Origin of the sequence: Halobacteriovorax sp. RT-2-6, from assembly GCF_047085025.1 — a bacterium.
Taxonomy (GTDB): Bacteria; Bdellovibrionota; Bacteriovoracia; order Bacteriovoracales; family Bacteriovoracaceae; genus Halobacteriovorax_A.
Genome location: NZ_JBKIYH010000002.1, coordinates 393333 through 410685 on the forward strand (window position 1 = coordinate 393333; position 17353 = coordinate 410685).

Here is a 17353-nt window from a genome sequence, read left to right on the forward strand (position 1 = left end):
TATCTTCTCTTATAGATGAGCCAATTTTATCACTGTAAAGGAGTCGGATAAACTTAAGATATTTTTAAATGCTTCAAATGAGAACTAAAGGACTTCATAACAATAAGATGAATAGGAGCTTGTGTGTAACAATAAATATACCAAGGAAGAGACGGTCGGAAATCATTGATTGAGACAAGCGTAAACTTACCATTGGCCACACTTCTAAATTCAAGCCATCCTGTATTAGTAGATGCACTTAACAATCCCCCAATAATATGAAACTTGGCCCTTCTTAAATTAGATTTATTCTCAATGTATTTAAGTGTTAACAATGGGGCCCTAATGCAAATAATATTAAAAGTAATATTTCCCCTATCTTCGTGAACATAGATAATGAATCTAATAAAACGCGGAAGCCACTTTATATAGGTACTTGCTAACTCTTTCATTTCAAGGTGACTAGGATTATCAAGACGTTGAATTGAACGAACAGTCCTCTCTTCTTTACGTCGTGCTACACGAGGTTTTCTCTTTGTCTTTTCAATTCTTACTAGATCAAGCATTTGATCATATGTTCGAATCTTTATTAAATTATCGATGTCACTGTCAATTTCAACTTTAGGTAGATGACATTTTAAACTATCAACCAATGGAGAAACTAATTCAATTTCTGATTCACCAAAAACACTAACCCACCACTTAGATAATTTTAAGTAATTAATCGGTACAGGAATCATTGGACAGAATTTTCTGAAACGCTTTGAAGTTTTTCGAATTAATTGTTCATAGGTTACATCTTCACCATTAACAATATTTATAATACGATTATAAAATCTGTCATCGCCAATAAGCTGAGTGATAACTCTTAATAAGTCATCGATAAATACCACTTGGGTGCGACTCTTAGTCCACTTTGGTAAAATCATAGCAGGTAAATTAATCACAAGATTTTTTAGAATTTCAAATGATGAGCCACCATCGCCAACGATCATACCTGCTCGTAAGAGCGTATAGGGAATTCCTGTCGACTTGAAAACTTCTTCAACTTCAAGACGACTTTTAAGATGTTCACTACTCTCACCCGTAGGTACTAAACCACCGAGATAGATAATATGTTTCACATTATTATGTAGGCATGCCTTTGCAAAATTATCTGCCAAGAGCAGATCTGTATCTCGAAAGCTTCCTTGAAATAACCTTGAAGAAGGCAGCATTGAATGAACGAGATAAATGGCGATATCGATATCTTTTAAAGCTTCTTTTGTACTATGATAAGAGAATAGATCCGTCTTAGAGAATTCAACTTTATCATCAGAATAAACTTCACTACGGCCTAAGGCCCTTACGAGATGCTTATCCTTAATCTTTTGAATGAGATTCCTACCAATAAATCCATTGGCCCCGGCAATTGCTATTTTCATAATGAACAACTATTTTCAATCATTTCTCTTTCGTCGTACGTAGAGTGTTTTCTTTACTCTGGCCACTTTCTTATTATCTTTGTCGTAAATAAAAGTTTCAAAAACAGGAAGAATCTTTCTGGCTTCGCTTGCCTCTTGCTTAATCCTGTTCACTTCTTCCATCTTTATCTCGAACTCGGCCTTGACGATATCTTTGCCTGGACTTAAGAATTCGATTTCAGCAGCTTTATCCCAAATAATATGATCTTTACCAAGGTGAAAACTTAGTAAGAGCATATAGAATGGATCACACATAGAGTATAAGCTTCCGCCGAAGTGAACTCCAACATAATTAGTATTAAGAAATGTTTGTTTCATTTGAACACTGATCTTCGTGCGTTCATCGTTGATTGATAGAACTTTAATTCCTGCACCAAGGTAAGGAGGCCAATAATTTAATAATTTAATGGCCTTTTCTGGAGATATTTTTTGCCAAAAACTCATGCCACACCTTAAAATTCAACTAAATAATAAAGTACTTATTATATCATTGGAAATTTTAAAGTCACGCGTGAGCCACTATTTGGCATATTTTCGATAAAGAGAGCTGCGCCATGCTTTTTAAGAAAAGAATGAACAAGTTTTAAACCTACGCCTGTACCTTTCTCACCTTTTGTTCCAGTCTTTACATGAAATGTTTGGCCACTTTGAATTCCATCAATAACAATATCAGGAACCCCTTCTCCTTCGTCACAAATCTCGATAGCATAACCATCTTTAACTGCACCCTTAACAACAATCCTCTTTCCCTCAGGAGAGAACTTAATTGCATTTGAGATAATATTGCGCACACAAGTTTCAATCATATTACTATCGTGATCAAAGATATAATCTTCTAAATCAACCTCGATTACAAGATCCTTGGTCTGGGCCAATTCATAAGCAAATTCGACAGCACTTGTAATTGTATCTTTTATATTTAACTCTTTCGGACTATATCCCAGACTCTCATTACTTGTGAGTGCCCATGCCAGTAAATCTTTAAGTAGCGCGTCTGTCTTTTTGGCCGACTTAATAATACGATCTTGATAGAGCTTAATTCTCTCAACAGATAACTCTTCATTTCTTTTAGAAACAAGAGATGCTGAAGAAAGAATAACTTGTAATGGACTTTTCAAATCATGAGCAATTGTTGAGATTACATCATCTTTTGTTTTATTAAGTTCTTCAAGACGACGATTCGAAATATAAAATAATCTCCAAGCTCTATTAAACATAGAGCGAAATGCGAAGAGAACGATATTAAGAGAAAGAAGAATAAAGATTTTGTAGAAATGTTTATTTAAATCAACTGATTCATTTAAAATAGGTACGATGACAAATAAAGCAAAGAGAATTACACAATTAATAATAATACCATTTAATCTTCCCGGTAGCATAACATAGAAAGAGGTTGTCATAATCATAATACCAGCAAGAAGTGTGGTACTTGTCCCCATAATCATAAAAGTCATTAAAGCGACAATCACTACAGAAGCTAATTTTATAAAGAATAAGTGTACTTCAATTTTGTCATTATAATCACTCTTTCTAAAAGCGATGAAGAACCCTAATCCGTATACAACAAGTAAGGCCCTAAAGAATGTGAGAATATTTGCTGATCCAAAAGTATAGATACGTTGATAGTCCGCAAGAATTCCTGCAAATAACAGCAGAATACAGCAAACTAAATACGACAATAACGTGTATGTTCTATCCTTGGGCCAAGACGTTTGAAGATAATTTCTCTCTTCAACACGAGACTTAAATTCCCCAAAGGAATTGATTAGGGTTTCCAATAGTTAATCCTTTAAATTTCAATACATAAACAATTAGTCTTTACTACATTTATACAAGAGATTCGAGAAAAAAGATTGTACTGTAAAAATTTACAGGCTTGTTATTCTCATAAAAACAGACACTTAGACTACATTAAACAAATGATTATTTTGTTCGACATTTAGTCGGCCAGGGAAATCTTTCAATTGGGATAAGAAGCTGAATTTAGCGTGTTATTCATAAATATGAAGAAAATTACACCTATAATCATTGCACCTCTATTAACCCTTAATGTCTTTGCAATTGATATTAAGTCAAAGCTACTAGACTTTCACCAAATACAAGAAGAGTTGAAATGCGAAAGTGACTTCACTTATATATCTTCTGCATTTAAGGTGAAAAAATCGGACTCCATCAACTGTTCAGATGTAGAGTGGGCCAATAATGCTATAGCTAAAGTCGCAAAACTTAGAGAAGACTCTCCTGTCGTAAATATAGAACTTCTCTCCCGCGATAATGGAGCCTCATTTGATATAGGAGAAACAATTCGTATCCCACTTCATCTAACCTTTACTAACCAATGGGGACAAGTCTTTAATTCTTATAGTATTGGTACTGATGCAATTTTATATCACGAGTATTCTCACGCAATCTTTGGCGAAAGAATTGGAAAAAAGTTTTATCCTAAACTAAAGGCACTAGCAGAAAGACTATCTCGCTTCAAAGTGAATCGCCATAAGGCATATGCTGAGGGGAATCCTCGAAATGTTGTCCAATACTATACAAAGCAAATTGAAGTCATTGAAGAGAGAATTAAAAATCATAGTGAACTTGAAAAATACCACCTTTCTTCTTCTTATAATGAGTTATTTGCTGATTTAGTGGCCGTGCTTGTAACAAATAATCGCAATGCAATTTTCAATGCGCTTTATTATGATGAAATGACAGACGATGCCTACCAGCTAACGAAACTGAGATCTTTTGAAGACCAAAATACAAAGTATGATAACCGCGGACTATACGAAGAACACGGTGAATTAGCACTAGTTCGCCAGTATATTGGTGAAAAAATACTTCCAAATATTTTCAAGAAAGAAAATGAAGAACAACTAAAGAAAGATTTGCTAGAAATAGTTCTAGAATCTATTGAGTCACAAATGGATGAGCGAATTCGTAAGTCCGCCTACAAAATTTCACCGATGCAAAGTAATACCGCCTTAATTGAAGAAATTAAAGAGCGATACCAAACAACAAAATAGCTACCCATTTCATTTATTAAATTCAAAAGTACAGCTTTATCATAAAGCTGTACTTATCTTAATTATTTGTATTAGTTTTCAAGAATTGATGTGAGATAGATTAAATCATAATAAGTAGCTAAGAATAAGTCAGGATCACGATCTGCAAGACCTTTATAATATTTAAATGTGTCTTCTTTTCCATCCTCAAAGTACTTTACGAGAGCACGAAAGCTACGTGAATTAATTGAGTGATGTCCTACAATCGTTGCCGATAACTTCAGAGTCTCATTAAGATCATATTTCAAAACATTTTTATTATAATTTTCAATCTCTCTTTGCGCAGCTATTAACGCAGGTGAAAGCAGATAAACTCCACCTCCCTGTTTTACTATTTCACCAGCAAAAGGACTCACCTTATCACTTGCCAAGTAAGGCCCCATATACTGACTATATGTTTTTCTCAAAAGTGCTCTATTCATTCCAATTCGCTTTAATCCTTTCTTTTGGGCCAAAAGAAATAATGCATTAACCTCAGCAAAGGACTCAGACTCATGGACACCATGTCCACTTGGAGGCGATTGATAATTTATTGGAAGATAAATATCATCTAAGCAATGTGAAAGCTCATGATAGAGAGAAAAATAATATAGTTCTTCAAGGGAGAATAGTCGCTCAATTTTTGAGAAGTCAAAGTCTTTATAAACATCAACTCTGTCATCATGCCCAAGAGATCTTCTCACTTCACTTGGCAAATCATTAATTATTCCATTTGGAAGAACTGCACAAAATTTAAATTCCCTACTCCATCCTCCTTTCATAAAAGGTAGAGCTGAAGCAGAGCCATTTAATACGCCAAAATATGGGATGAGATTGATGGCCTCATTTCTTTCCAGTTCAATACCAAACTTTTGAATCATATATTCGCTAAGAAGCTTAATTTGTTGCTCCTCAGAATGACCCTTAAGAATTGGTACGACTTCACTCTTATCAAAAATAACGATTGGATAGTTTTTAACATTTCCATATTCCGCATTTAAAACTTTAATTTCATTTGAAAGAGTTAATTCGAGATTGGAGGCAAACACTCCGCTTGCCAGCAAGGTGACTGCTAGGAACTTATTAAATAATTTATTCATATTTTGGCCTTGTTAATTTTTTTGCATTTAACCATATTTCAATAACCTACTTAGGCTAAATGGCTTTATTTACATGGCCGTTCAAGATTTAGACATCCTATAAGTGGGGAATATTCCCCACTTATCGATACTGCGAGGTTAAGCTACTTTGATTTTTGGATTTAAAGTAAATTTACAATTCATTGAATTAGTTACCAAGCATTTGTGCTGAGTTTCTTCCAATAACTTTAAGTAATCATCTACATTTTCCTTACCGCGAACAACAAGGTGTGGTTGAATTTCAACTGTTGTGAATGTAAGCTTCCCATCTTTTCTTTCGAGCTTGGCATCTGCTTTTACATCGAGGCTATCCCAATCCATTTTTCGCGCCTGGGCCAGGGCCTTAAAGCTTAAGAGGTAGCAACTTGAAATACTTGCTGAAAATAAATCTTCAGGAGACCACTCTCCTTCTGGTCCTTTAAATTCAGGAGGAGCTGTCGCTTCCAAATTCTGTTTACCTTTAGAAGAAATCTTCATTCTTCCATCATTTCTCTCACCGTGGGTGTTGGTACTGTAAATACTCATATATACTCCAATGTTCTCGTTATCTTGCTATCTTAAAGTCTTTTGGGAAGCAGTTGCCTTAAAGAATTCCTTATTTTTGTTTAACAACTAAACAAGGCCATAATCTTTGAAGCTTGAAAGAATTGAAAACAGATTCAACTTGCACTACAAGCAAAAACCTAAGCTACGTCATCTTTTTTTTGCTCATATTCTTCTAATATTGCCCTTAGGAGTAAAAAATATGATTAAAGACAGTCTTGTTCAAAAATATAATGTACCAGTTCCACGCTATACAAGCTTTCCAGCCGTGCCCTATTGGACGGGAGCACCATCTCAGGAGATGTGGTTTGAACACATCAAAGAAGGTTACGATAAGTCTCAAGGAGTAGAACTCTATATCCATGTCCCATTTTGTGAAAAACTTTGTTACTACTGCGGTTGCCATCGAGTTATTTCTAAGAATAAAAATCGCGGTATTGAATATGTTGATTTTCTCTTAAGAGAATGGGAACTCTATCTCGAACAAATGGGTGATATTAATATCTCGTCAATTCACCTTGGTGGCGGAACACCTAATTTCTTAAATGAAGAAGCATTTTCTACTTTATTAGATAAATTAAAGGAGTCGATTGATGCTAAAGAGTTTAAAGGCTCAATTGAGATAGACCCACGTACTTGTTCAAAATCGCAACTAGACCTTTATAAGAAGCTTGGATTTAGTCGATTATCAATGGGAATACAAGATTTTGATCCAGTTGTTCAAGAGGCAATTGGGCGTATCCAACCTTTTGAAAAAGTAAAAGAGCTTGTGGACTATTGTCGTGAAATTGGAATTGATGACATAAACTTTGATTTAATCTACGGCCTTCCTTATCAGACACTCGATACAGTTGAAGCAACAATCGAGAAGGTCATTTCACTTAAGCCGTTACAAATTGCATTCTATAGCTATGCCCACCTTCCATCTAAGATTAAAAATCAAAAGTTAATCCCAGAGGAGGCTCTTCCAGAAGGAGCACTTAAGCGAGCTCTTTATGAACATGGCAAAGGTCTACTTGAAAATCATTCTTACAAAGAGATTGGGCTAGATCACTTTGCAAAATCAAATTCACAGCTTTATCAAGCAAAGCAGGAAGGAAAACTAAGAAGAAACTTTATGGGTCATACTCATAAAAGTTCACCAATAATTATTGGCCTTGGTTGCTCTTCAATATCTTCTTCAGCAAAAAGCTTTGTACAAAATGAGAAGAACGTAAAAACTTATTTCGAATCAATAAGTAAGAGAAGGCTTGCCATTTCCACAGGCCATATCCACACGCAAGAAGATATCGTTGTAGAAGAGATCTTACAAAATTTCTTTGCGACAAATAGCGTTTCAAAGAAAGACTGGCAAAGCCTCAAGAATGCTTCACACATTAATAGTAAAATTTGCGAACTAGAAGAAGATGGCCTGATTACAAATAGTGATAAAATAATTGTCACTGATGATGGCAGACCATTTATGAGAAATATTGCGAGTATCTTTGATCATCATTTGATGAGATCAAAACAAAATAGTGGTTCACGTGCACTATAGATAGAAATCTATCGTAAGCATTGTCATCACACCAATAATTACGCCAAGAGTTGCATTTCTCTCATGCCCTTGCCTAAAAAGCTCGGGTAGCATCTCTTGGCAAATTACAAATAACATTGTCCCTGCAGCAAAACCTAATGCAATCGGAAGACTTTGAGTTGATATACTAGTTGCTAAAAAACCAACACCTGCAGCAACTGGTTCTACAAGGCCAGAAAGTAAGGCCATCAAGAAAGCACGGTTCTTAGTTGCACCTTCATTTAAAATTCCAAAAGCAATAACAAGTCCTTCAGGAATATTTTGTAAAGCAATGGCCAGAGCAAGCGCCATTCCTCCAGCATGGTTTCCACCACCGAACCCCACTCCAACAGCAAGGCCCTCAGGTATATTATGAAGCGCGATGGCCAAAGTGATTAACATAACCCGACTCAGTTTGCGCTCGTGGCCACCAAGCTCCATATCGCTTTTCTTATTAATATGTTTATGGGGTATTAGATCATGAACAAAAATGATGAAGACATAGCCTAAGAATAGACTTAATAGAAAAATAGGCATTGCCATTGAAGCAGAATAGAGTTTCTTTGCCTCTTCCAAACCAGGGGTTATCAGTGAAACAAATGATGCAACTAGCATGACTCCTGCACTAAAGCCCATTGCGATATCAAGTATTTCTTTTGAATAATGCTTCTTCAAATAGATAGGTAATGCACCTATTCCTGTTGCAAGGCCCGCAACTAATACTCCAGAGATGGCCATATAATTTGCACTCATAAACTCTCCTCTTCCCCTCTGTTTAAAGGAGAATATATTAATTTTACGGAAATTCTGCGCCAGACAATATTCGATTAAACTAAAGCTTTGATAGTTATTAACTATCAACTATAAGCTCTTGATAATTTGCATATTTTTACAATCTAATGGATAATTTAAGTCACACAACACACATCGACAGGGAGCACACATGAGTCAATTGACGCCACAACAAAAAGAAGAATTACTAGCGGAAATCACACTTCTAGAAGGACAACTTACTGGAAATATGATGGAAGATATGGATATTCGTGGCAGAATTCACAATATTAAAATGAAGCTTGATGGCGTAAAACCACCAGAAAGTTTTATCGATTGTATCGGTTGTGGTTCATAAAAAACTTAACCTAACGATCAAACTCACTTTTTAATAAAGATATAATCTGATTAATAGCGAATCTGGACTCCCTAAGATGAGGCATTTCAATAAATCCGTGCATCATCTTAGGGTATTCGAAATAGCGGTATGGCCTATTTTCTTCTTTTAGACGATTCTTTAATTCCTTGGCATCTGGGTAAAGAATATCGTGAGTACCTGTAAAAATATTTATCTCAGGCAGATCATCTAACTCCCCTCGAAGTGGACTAATACGATAATCATCCTCTGCAAGATCTTCAGCGAAGATATGACCTAATTCTCTTATCCCCTTTCGATCCAATACCATTTCATGCTCATCAATATCCTCAATTTCAGGATTACTCATACTAATATCAAGCCAAGGAGAAAGTAATATGATCGAAGATGGAAGAGGATTACCTTCATTTCTCATTTGCTCACATAGTGCAAGTGCAAGACAGCCTCCTGCCGCATCTCCCATGACAATAATATTTTCGGCCCCTACTCTTTGTGCTGTTTTCTCAAAAGACTCCCTAATCATCGACAGAGCGTCTAAAACACTGCCATGAGGAACGAGCGGGTAATCAGGCACGATGATTTCGATATCAATATTTCTCATCAATTGAGTTAACAAATGAAATTGGCCGACATTCATATTGTAGATAAATGCTCCACCGTGAATATAGAAAACTGTTTTTAGGCATTCTTTTTTTATTGGACGAAATTGAAAGAGATTTCTATTTTGAATTTGCATACAATGAATATCAAACTCGTGATAAAAAGCACGAGGTATGCTTGCTTCATTTGGTATTGGGTCTTCTTTTTTCTTTTCAATAATTTTAGAAAAAATTTTTCTTAGCTGTAGAATTCGAAGACTACCTTTTGAAACAAAGGAACCAAAACTTTCATCCTCTTGGTAACGAAACTCTGTATCGATTGGATAGTGATCTTTTTTTAATGACTTATTTCCCATAAGTTTAATATCGGTGAGATACCCATGGGGCCACAGATAAGAATGGCCAAATTCTCTTTAACCCAGAATTAAGACTCGCTGCAACACGACTCACAGAACCTCACAAAATACTAATATTTCAAAAAGATTGTCCTAAAACTAAGTAAATTGTATCTAGTGTCACAACTTACAAAACACAATGTTTTGTCAATTTTAACCCGCTGTACTATGTAGAGTAGTAACTTAGGAGCTTATCTATGAAAACTTTATCGCTAATTGTTTTATCAATGTTAATTCCTGCTTTTGCTAGCGCAAATGCTCCAGAGCTAAAGAGCTACTTTAATGATCTAAGAAATGACTACAAATTATTCAAAGACTGTAACCTATATGACATTTACAGTAATCAAGATCTAAGCGCTGGTGATGAAGCACAAAAATGTTATGAATTCAAAATCACGAAAATAACATTTAAAGTTGCTGAGATCCTAGGCGGAGAACTTGAGCTAATTAATATCCATGACGATACAAGCTTTGATATGAAGTTCACTTTGGCAAAGGCACTTCGCTCAAAAGACTATATGGGTGGACGCTATACTTCACCAGATGGCGAGTACGGATCATCAACAGATTTTAAAAATGCATATAAAGTTGGCGACCTCTACCTTTTTCAATACGAGTCGACAGGTGGAGAATGGGATAATATGCACATAACAACGAAGTACTTTCTACTTAATAAAGCGGGTGAATTACTTGGAAGATATAGCGTAAGTGCTTCAATCGATTAATGAATCTAAAATTTAAAAAGCCCCTCACGCATGAGTAGAAGATGAGGGGCCCCCTAGATTTCTCTAGATTATTTATGTAACGCAGAGAGAGTTATTGCGTTTACACAAGCATTAAATCTTCAAAGGCAGAAAGACCTGCTTTGGCCCCTTCTCCCATTGCGATAATAATTTGTTTATAAGGTACGATTGTTACATCTCCGGCCGCATAAATACCTTTCTGACTTGTACGACACTTATCAGTTACAACAATTTCCCCAAACTTATTCTTTTCAACAAGATCCCCAAGGAAGCCACTATTTGGCACAAGTCCGATCTGAACAAAGACACCATCAAGGTCAACTTTTTTCATCTCACCTGTTGCACGATCTTCATACTCTAGACCAATTACTTTTTCCCCGTCCCCTACAACTCTTTCTGTACGAGCATTTTTAACAATCGTAACATTTGATAGAGATTCTAATTTCTTTACAAGAACAGAGTCAGCTTTAAGCTCAGGTGCAAATTCAAAAAGAGTAACAGACTTTACAATACCAGCAAGATCAATGGCAGCTTCAACCCCTGAGTTACCACCACCAACTACACTGATGTCCTTGCCTTTGTAGTAAGGCCCATCACAGTGTGGGCAATAAGCAACACCACGACCGATATATTCTTTTTCACCGTCAACACCAAGCTCACGCCATTTAGCACCTGTTGCAATAATAAGTGCTTTAGTTTGAACAGTTTCTCCACTATTTAGAAATAATGTTTTCACATCACCATTTTCAATATTATCAACGCGGCGATGCTCAAGTGTTTTAATATCATACTGTGACATATGTTCATTAAGGGCCGCAGATAAGTGCGGACCTTCTGTATATGGAATTGAAATAAAGTTTTCGATACCTTTAGTATCTTGCATCTGACCACCAATGCGATCAGTAATAACGGCCGTTTTAAGCCCTTTACGAGATGAGTAGATTGCAGATGAAACTCCAGCAGGGCCTCCTCCAATAACGATAACATCGTATAGGCCAAGATCTTTCGTTTCACTTGAAATAGATGCTTCTTCTTTACCAAAGCGTGCTTCTAGCTTTTCAAGTAAATCAACAAGTGATGACTTTCCAGAGTGTACGAGATCATCGCCATCAATAACACTTGGAACACCTTGTATCTTAAGTCTTGCAATCTCATCTTGCTCAAACTCTCCATCAACCATTTCGTGAGAGAAGTCCTCTTTAAAGATGGCCATTAGATTTAGCGCCTGAACGATATCAGGACAATTTTCACAAGATAGTGAAATATATGTTTTAAGGCTTATCTCACCTTTAAGTGCTTTAATTCGATTAATAATCATCTCATCAGGAAGCTTTCCTTTAAGATCACTATTTAAGATAGCAAGGATAAGTGAAGTAAACTCATGCCCACCTGGAATTCCTGAAAACTTAATTCCATTTGCCTTGCCGTTCACATGAATTTCAAAATGTGGATAGTCGTAATTTTGTCCACTAGACTTTGCCACAACCTTTGGAGAAGTAGTCGCAATACTCTCTAGCATCTCAACAAGCTCTTGTTGTTTAGCATGTGCTGACTCATTGTAGACAAGACCAATCTCACTCTCTAGCTGAGCATAGACTGACTTTAATTGTTCAATGATTCCACTATCTAACATAATTACTCCAATCAAATTTTAGGACAGGCCCAAGCAATAAAGCCTGGGCCCAAAATATCGTTGAGAAAAAATCTTAGATTTTTCCTACAAGGTCTAAACCTGGCTTAAGTGTTTCAGCACCTGGCTTCCACTTAGCTGGACATACTTCATCAGGGTGAGCTGCGATGAACTGAGCAGCTTGCACCTTTCTCATTAGTTCGTCAGCATTACGTCCAATTCCATTGTCGTGAATTTCAGCAAGTTTGATTTCACCTGCTGGGTTGATTAGGAAAGTCCCTCTGTAAGCAAGACCTTCTTCTTCGATATGAACACCAAATGCTCTTGTAAGCTTACCTGTTGGGTCAGCTAGCATTGGATACTTAATTTTCTTGATTGTATCTGAAGTGTCATGCCAAGCTTTGTGTGTGAAGTGAGTATCAGTTGATACAGAGTAAACCTCTACACCCATTTTTTGGAATTCTTCATACTTATCTGCCATATCACCAAGTTCAGTTGGGCATACAAATGTAAAGTCTGCTGGATAGAAGAAAAGGATTGACCATTTTCCTTCTAAATCATTAGCAGTAACAGTTTTGAACTCTTCATTGTGGTAAGCTTGTACACTGAAATCTTGTACTTTTGTGTTAATTAAAGTTTGCACTATTCATCTCCTTTAGAAGTTTTAATAAGTGATAATCTACTTATAAGATTCTTCCATCAGAGGTGATTTTTATCTAATATTAATTATCTAATGCTTGATAGATGACACCTATGAAGCCATGCGGCAACACAGGTGCATATGTAACTGTAATCGTTTAAAACTTAATTAGTTTAATCTAGATGATAGATTTCCATGATATTTTCTAGAGTTTTTTCAAAGTCGATATTTAAATCTTTAAGCTCTCCCGAGTGAACATCAAAGACCCAGCCATAAACTTTTAGGCCTCTTTCACGGTTCGCTTTTTGAACTGCTGCCGTTTTAATAGCATTGATACATTGCTCTTGAACATTAAGCTCAACTAGACGCTCATAGCGCTTGTCTTCATCTTCAATTGCATTAAGTTCATTTTTATGAGTACGATAAACATCGCGAATATTTCTAAGCCATGGATTTAGAATTCCAAGGTCTTGGCTTTCCATTGCGGCCTTAACACCACCACAACCGTAGTGCCCACAAACAATGATATGATCAACTTTTAAGTGATCAACAGCATAGTTTAGAACACTCATTACATTTAAGTCGATACTAATAACCATATTGGCGATATTTCTGTGAACAAAAATTTCACCAGGCCCTGCACCCATAACTTCTTCTGCTGTTACACGAGAGTCTGAGCATCCGATATAAAGAAAATTAGGGTTTTGTCCTGCACCTAATTTATCGAAGTATTTTTCGTCTTGTTTTAATTTAGACTGAACCCATTCTTTGTTATTTGCAAAAATCTTTTTGATATCCATATAACTCACCTATTTCTTTTTTTGCAAAATCATAAGTGAATAAATTGGATTTGCCAATTATAGCCCTTCTAGCAGGAATTTCACTGCAAGGCTTTGTAAAATTATCGCTGCAATGATGCTAAAAACTGGCCCTAACTTATCAGAAGCACGTTTAGCAATGCTCATTCCCACGATTGTCGAACAAAATGCCCAAACTCCAATTGAAGTAATATACGGAGTTAAAACTTTACCCGATGCACCAATTGTCACACCTACCGCAAATGCGTCAAGGCTTGTGGCAAATGAAACAAGGATCACTTTTAATAAGCTATGAAATTGTTTTGGCTTCTCTTCTTCATCATCATGCTTGCCGCTTAGTTCTTCGTAGCCTTCATATGCCATGTGAATGGCCACAGCTGTTAAGAGACCAAATGAAATCCAGTGATCGATATAGTCAAATTGGGCAATAACTTTCGCGCCAGCGATTGCGCCTAAAAATGCAACAAGCGCTTCTGCACCACCTGAAGAAAAGGCAAACTTAAGAGTATCACTAAATTTGTGAGGCCTGGCGCCCATTGCTACTGCAGCAGAAAATGAGTCAGCACACAAAACTAGTCCAATTACAACAACTTCAAAATAATTAATCATAAGACATTTATAATACGTAGAGCTATTACAGGCAATTATTAAAATACTATTCGATTTGTTAAATATTTACTATTGTCCTTATAGATGAAAATATTAATAGCACTGCTTATCTCAACCTTCTCGTTCGCAACAAATTCTTTTGTTGATGAAGTTGATACTTACTTTCAAAGTAATGAATTAACTAAAGTTCGAAATCAGTCTGAGTTTCAAATCGATAAGTGTCACACTCAATTAGAAAACCAAAACTCCTTTGGTGAGACTCTCCACTATTTCATAAAGGACTTATCATCAAAGAGAACAACGTTTCTTCACGTAAGCAGTATTTATAAGATGCCTACAAAGATGGAAGATCAAGAGCGAGTCGGACTTTTAAGTCATCCGCTATGTCCCGTAACAAAAGAATCTCTATCAAAGACGATTAAGAATATACCAGATGAGATGACGATTGAATTGGCCAATCGTTTTGCTCGTGAACATAATGAGCTTAGAGAGCAAGAAGATCGCGAAGAGCTTCAACAGCTATGGGGAAAATTCTTTGGCTGCCTTGCTTACACTGAAAGTTTAACGACAGCGGACTACGCTGCGAGTGAGAAACTCGCAAAGAAGTATGCTCCAAAAAATTACAATAGACCTCAAGGGGTAAAATTCTATTACGATAAATGGCAGCCAAAAGTGAGTCGTTTAAATATTGGCCTCTATCAATTCACGCCAAACTATGGTGGAAATATAAAACCTTGTGTGGATTCATGGAATCATTATTATTCAAATGAAAGTTGTCAGATAAAGAATAAAAAGAAAGATGCATTAATTAATGCTTTCGGTTCCACTGCTCAGCATTTCAATGCTTATTGTGGAGTTCATAAAGTCATTGAAGCATTTTCAGTTCAATTAAATACTTCAGAAAAAAGATTCACTCATCCACAAAATCAAAAAGATGGAAAACTTAAGGGCGCAAGTGAAAGATGTGTCACTCCTCACTTCTATGCAGGTTGGTCATACAATCATTTTGGGCCACTACAGAACTCGACAAAGAATAATCTAAAGAAGCTTATGTCTTGTCTCTACAATTAAACACCAGTACAGCTTATAACAAGTTTACCTTTATCAAACTCAATTGACTTACGCCCTTCTACAGCTCCATCAAAAACGATAACTTCAGGAAGAATAGGTTCTACTTCAAACTTAGGCATTACTGAGTTTGCGAAGGGCTTTCCTTCTCTTAATTCAATGCGAAGGTACCCAGTTGAGATGACATAAGAGATCATATAATTGAAATGATTTCCCATCATCAAAGGAACTCCACCAGAGAGAATGCTATGCTTTACACCAGAAGCGGCACCTGAGTGGAGACGATTTAACTGATCAATATATGAAAAAGAACAAGATACATTATTGAAAGATGATTGCTCTTTTGCATCGACAACGAGTAGAGAGCTTAGATTATAAGTTCCTTCTTCAAGCCCTAATAGACCTAAGTATTCATGAAAAACGATCTTTAACTTTTCATGATCATTAAGTGACTCCCAACGCTGTTGATTAACGTGAATTTCTAAGGTCTCAGGAAAGTTCTTTGCAACAAAGCCACGCTCATTACGACAACGGTAATCACCGGCCCTTGAGCAAAGTTTATAATTCACAGAGAAGACTGCCGTCTTTTCAACAATTAAATCCAATAGATCAAGATTGATATCATCAAAGATACTATGCTTTGAGAAAAGAAGTGCCTGTTGCCCTTCAATTTGATCACGAAGTTTCGCTCCAATTTCAAAGAATTCAGCTGCGATATCATCACCACCATTTCCTTCTCTTCCAAGGCGCAATGCCTGATCAAGAATATTTTCGTCAATATTAAAATCTTCTGGACGATCTTTTAATATCTCTAAAACTTGAATTCTTTCTTCGATATTTTTCTTTAATAGAAAGCTCTTATTAATCTTTGTTTCTTGTAAATTAATCTCAGGCCTTGCAACCCTTAGACTTGCACGAATTTGTTTTGCCTTTTCGTTTGCTGAAGCAGAAAGCATCTGAGTTAGAAGAATCGATAAAATAATAAGTTTCATTTTCATAAGCTAAATCATATCGGCCAACTAAGAAATATTAGGCCCTTATGTAAAATATCTCCATGGTGTCCATATCTTAAGCAAATGCCAAGTTACTGATTTCACAGACTTTTATTATAGATTTTGTGACGATAACTTTATCTGGAACTTCCTTCAAAGATGCCTCATACTTATAGCTAATGGATTATTTAGAATTACTCACAAAAATACTTGAAGAAAAGAAATCAAAGAATAAACGCTTTTCAATGCGCTCCTTTGCTAATTACCTCGATATGGACCCAGGTCTTCTTTCTAAATACTTAAATGGTAAACGTGAAATTCCGGATGCCTTCATTGAATCAAGAGCTAAACTACTGGGAATTACAGAAGAAGAGCTTTCTAAGATTAAAAAAGAAGTAAGATCTAAAGAGGTTATAAAGTCATTTCGCCTAAAAAATCCAAAAGAAGAATATACTCGTGTCGATATGATTCACCAAGAGGTCATTAAGAATTGGCAGTATTACGCTATCCTCGAGCTAATGAAAGTTAAAGGCTTCGATCCAACAGCAAAGTGGATTGCGGGAGAGCTCCATACGACTGAAGAGTATGCACAAAGCCTAATTGATGACCTTGTTGAAGCAAAGTTGTTAGAAGTTCGTGATGATGGTGATTGGCTAGATCTTACGGAAGGAAGCTCTACTCATGCTCTTAGTGATGAAGATATCAATATGGCCAACAAAGAATCACAACGTCGTATTCTTGATCTTGCAAAGCTTGCCATTGACGAAGTCACTCCCGAGTTTCGTGAGCAATCATCAATGATGATGGCAACTAATAAGAAAAAAATTGAAGAGGCAAAGGTGCTGATTAGGGACTTCAGGCGTAAGCTTTGTGATTTTCTAGAAGACACAAATGAATATGATTCAATCTATCAGTTAAGTCTTTCACTTTTTCCGCTCAGTGGGAAAAAGAAGAAATAACTCCTTAAAATTATTAAAAGCTGTAGTATTTATATGATG

General features: G+C 36.1%; 18 protein-coding genes. 6 read left to right on the forward strand and 12 right to left on the reverse strand.

Annotated elements, in window-relative coordinates; all coding sequences use genetic code 11:
• Window positions 1-53: 53 nt before the first annotated feature.
• The 3 genes from ACMAYS_RS10350 to ACMAYS_RS10360 are packed head-to-tail and all read right to left on the reverse strand — an operon-like array spanning window position 54 to window position 3220.
• Entirely contained in the window at window positions 54-1403 is a 1350-nt protein-coding gene (locus ACMAYS_RS10350) for an NAD(P)H-binding protein (protein ID WP_392992674.1), read from the reverse strand.
• A gap of 15 nt (window positions 1404-1418) precedes the next feature.
• A complete protein-coding gene (locus ACMAYS_RS10355) occupies window positions 1419-1886 on the reverse strand; it encodes a DUF4442 domain-containing protein (RefSeq protein WP_412463224.1) in 468 nt (155 codons plus the stop codon).
• A 38-nt stretch (window positions 1887-1924) separates the two neighbouring features.
• A complete protein-coding gene (locus ACMAYS_RS10360; protein WP_412463225.1) occupies window positions 1925-3220 on the reverse strand; it encodes a sensor histidine kinase in 1296 nt (431 codons plus the stop codon).
• Window positions 3221-3445: 225 nt separating this feature from the next.
• On the opposite strand from ACMAYS_RS10360, the gene ACMAYS_RS10365 reads away from it, so the two are divergent.
• Entirely contained in the window at window positions 3446-4459 is a 1014-nt protein-coding gene (locus tag ACMAYS_RS10365) for a hypothetical protein (protein ID WP_412463226.1), read from the forward strand.
• A gap of 71 nt (window positions 4460-4530) precedes the next feature.
• Here the strand turns inward: ACMAYS_RS10365 and ACMAYS_RS10370 are convergent, their stop codons facing one another.
• Window positions 4531-5577, reverse strand: a complete 1047-nt coding sequence (locus ACMAYS_RS10370; RefSeq protein ID WP_412463227.1) for a hypothetical protein — start codon at window positions 5575-5577, stop codon at window positions 4531-4533.
• Between the two features lie 138 nt (window positions 5578-5715).
• On the reverse strand, window positions 5716-6141 hold the full coding sequence (locus tag ACMAYS_RS10375; RefSeq protein ID WP_412463228.1) for an OsmC family protein: 426 nt from the start codon (window positions 6139-6141) through the stop codon (window positions 5716-5718).
• Window positions 6142-6361: 220 nt separating this feature from the next.
• Here ACMAYS_RS10375 and hemN point away from each other — a divergent pair, with 220 nt between their 5' ends.
• A complete protein-coding gene (gene hemN, locus ACMAYS_RS10380) occupies window positions 6362-7696 on the forward strand; it encodes an oxygen-independent coproporphyrinogen III oxidase (RefSeq protein WP_412463229.1) in 1335 nt (444 codons plus the stop codon).
• Here hemN and ACMAYS_RS10385 read toward each other — a convergent pair.
• Complete coding sequence (locus ACMAYS_RS10385; protein WP_412463230.1) at window positions 7691-8467, reverse strand: ZIP family metal transporter; 777 nt, start codon at window positions 8465-8467, stop codon at window positions 7691-7693. The genes hemN and ACMAYS_RS10385 overlap by 6 nt on opposite strands.
• Before the next feature lie 190 nt (window positions 8468-8657).
• On the opposite strand from ACMAYS_RS10385, the gene ACMAYS_RS10390 reads away from it, so the two are divergent.
• Complete coding sequence (locus ACMAYS_RS10390) at window positions 8658-8843, forward strand: hypothetical protein (protein WP_021268045.1); 186 nt, start codon at window positions 8658-8660, stop codon at window positions 8841-8843.
• 10 nt (window positions 8844-8853) lie between these two features.
• On the opposite strand, the gene ACMAYS_RS10395 is transcribed toward ACMAYS_RS10390, so the two are convergent.
• Window positions 8854-9816 (reverse strand): alpha/beta hydrolase fold domain-containing protein, encoded by a 963-nt coding sequence (locus ACMAYS_RS10395; protein ID WP_412463231.1) that lies wholly within the window; start codon window positions 9814-9816, stop codon window positions 8854-8856.
• Between the two features lie 236 nt (window positions 9817-10052).
• Here ACMAYS_RS10395 and ACMAYS_RS10400 point away from each other — a divergent pair, with 236 nt between their 5' ends.
• Window positions 10053-10580 (forward strand): hypothetical protein, encoded by a 528-nt coding sequence (locus tag ACMAYS_RS10400; protein WP_412463232.1) that lies wholly within the window; start codon window positions 10053-10055, stop codon window positions 10578-10580.
• Window positions 10581-10680: 100 nt separating this feature from the next.
• On the opposite strand, the gene ahpF is transcribed toward ACMAYS_RS10400, so the two are convergent.
• The 4 genes from ahpF to ACMAYS_RS10420 form a co-directional block, all read right to left on the reverse strand.
• Entirely contained in the window at window positions 10681-12231 is a 1551-nt protein-coding gene (gene ahpF, locus ACMAYS_RS10405) for an alkyl hydroperoxide reductase subunit F (RefSeq protein WP_412463233.1), read from the reverse strand.
• A 73-nt stretch (window positions 12232-12304) separates the two neighbouring features.
• Window positions 12305-12871: an alkyl hydroperoxide reductase subunit C gene (ahpC, locus tag ACMAYS_RS10410; protein ID WP_103218201.1), complete on the reverse strand. Its 567-nt coding sequence runs from the start codon at window positions 12869-12871 to the stop codon at window positions 12305-12307.
• 170 nt (window positions 12872-13041) lie between these two features.
• Window positions 13042-13668, reverse strand: a complete 627-nt coding sequence (locus tag ACMAYS_RS10415; RefSeq protein WP_412463234.1) for a carbonic anhydrase — start codon at window positions 13666-13668, stop codon at window positions 13042-13044.
• 57 nt (window positions 13669-13725) lie between these two features.
• The gene (locus tag ACMAYS_RS10420; RefSeq protein WP_199177548.1) at window positions 13726-14295 is read right to left on the reverse strand and encodes a manganese efflux pump MntP family protein; all 570 of its coding nucleotides are present in this window, start codon (window positions 14293-14295) and stop codon (window positions 13726-13728) included.
• Between the two features lie 84 nt (window positions 14296-14379).
• Here ACMAYS_RS10420 and ACMAYS_RS10425 point away from each other — a divergent pair, with 84 nt between their 5' ends.
• Window positions 14380-15366 carry a hypothetical protein gene (locus ACMAYS_RS10425; protein WP_412463235.1) on the forward strand — a complete coding sequence of 329 codons (987 nt, stop codon included), beginning with the start codon at window positions 14380-14382 and terminating at the stop codon, window positions 15364-15366.
• Here the strand turns inward: ACMAYS_RS10425 and ACMAYS_RS10430 are convergent.
• Entirely contained in the window at window positions 15363-16361 is a 999-nt protein-coding gene (locus ACMAYS_RS10430) for a hypothetical protein (RefSeq protein WP_412463236.1), read from the reverse strand. The two genes, ACMAYS_RS10425 and ACMAYS_RS10430, sit on opposite strands and share 4 nt — an antisense overlap.
• A 173-nt stretch (window positions 16362-16534) precedes the next feature.
• Between ACMAYS_RS10430 and ACMAYS_RS10435 the strand changes: the two genes are divergently transcribed.
• Complete coding sequence (locus ACMAYS_RS10435) at window positions 16535-17314, forward strand: TIGR02147 family protein (RefSeq protein ID WP_412463237.1); 780 nt, start codon at window positions 16535-16537, stop codon at window positions 17312-17314.
• Window positions 17315-17353 lie beyond the last annotated feature (39 nt).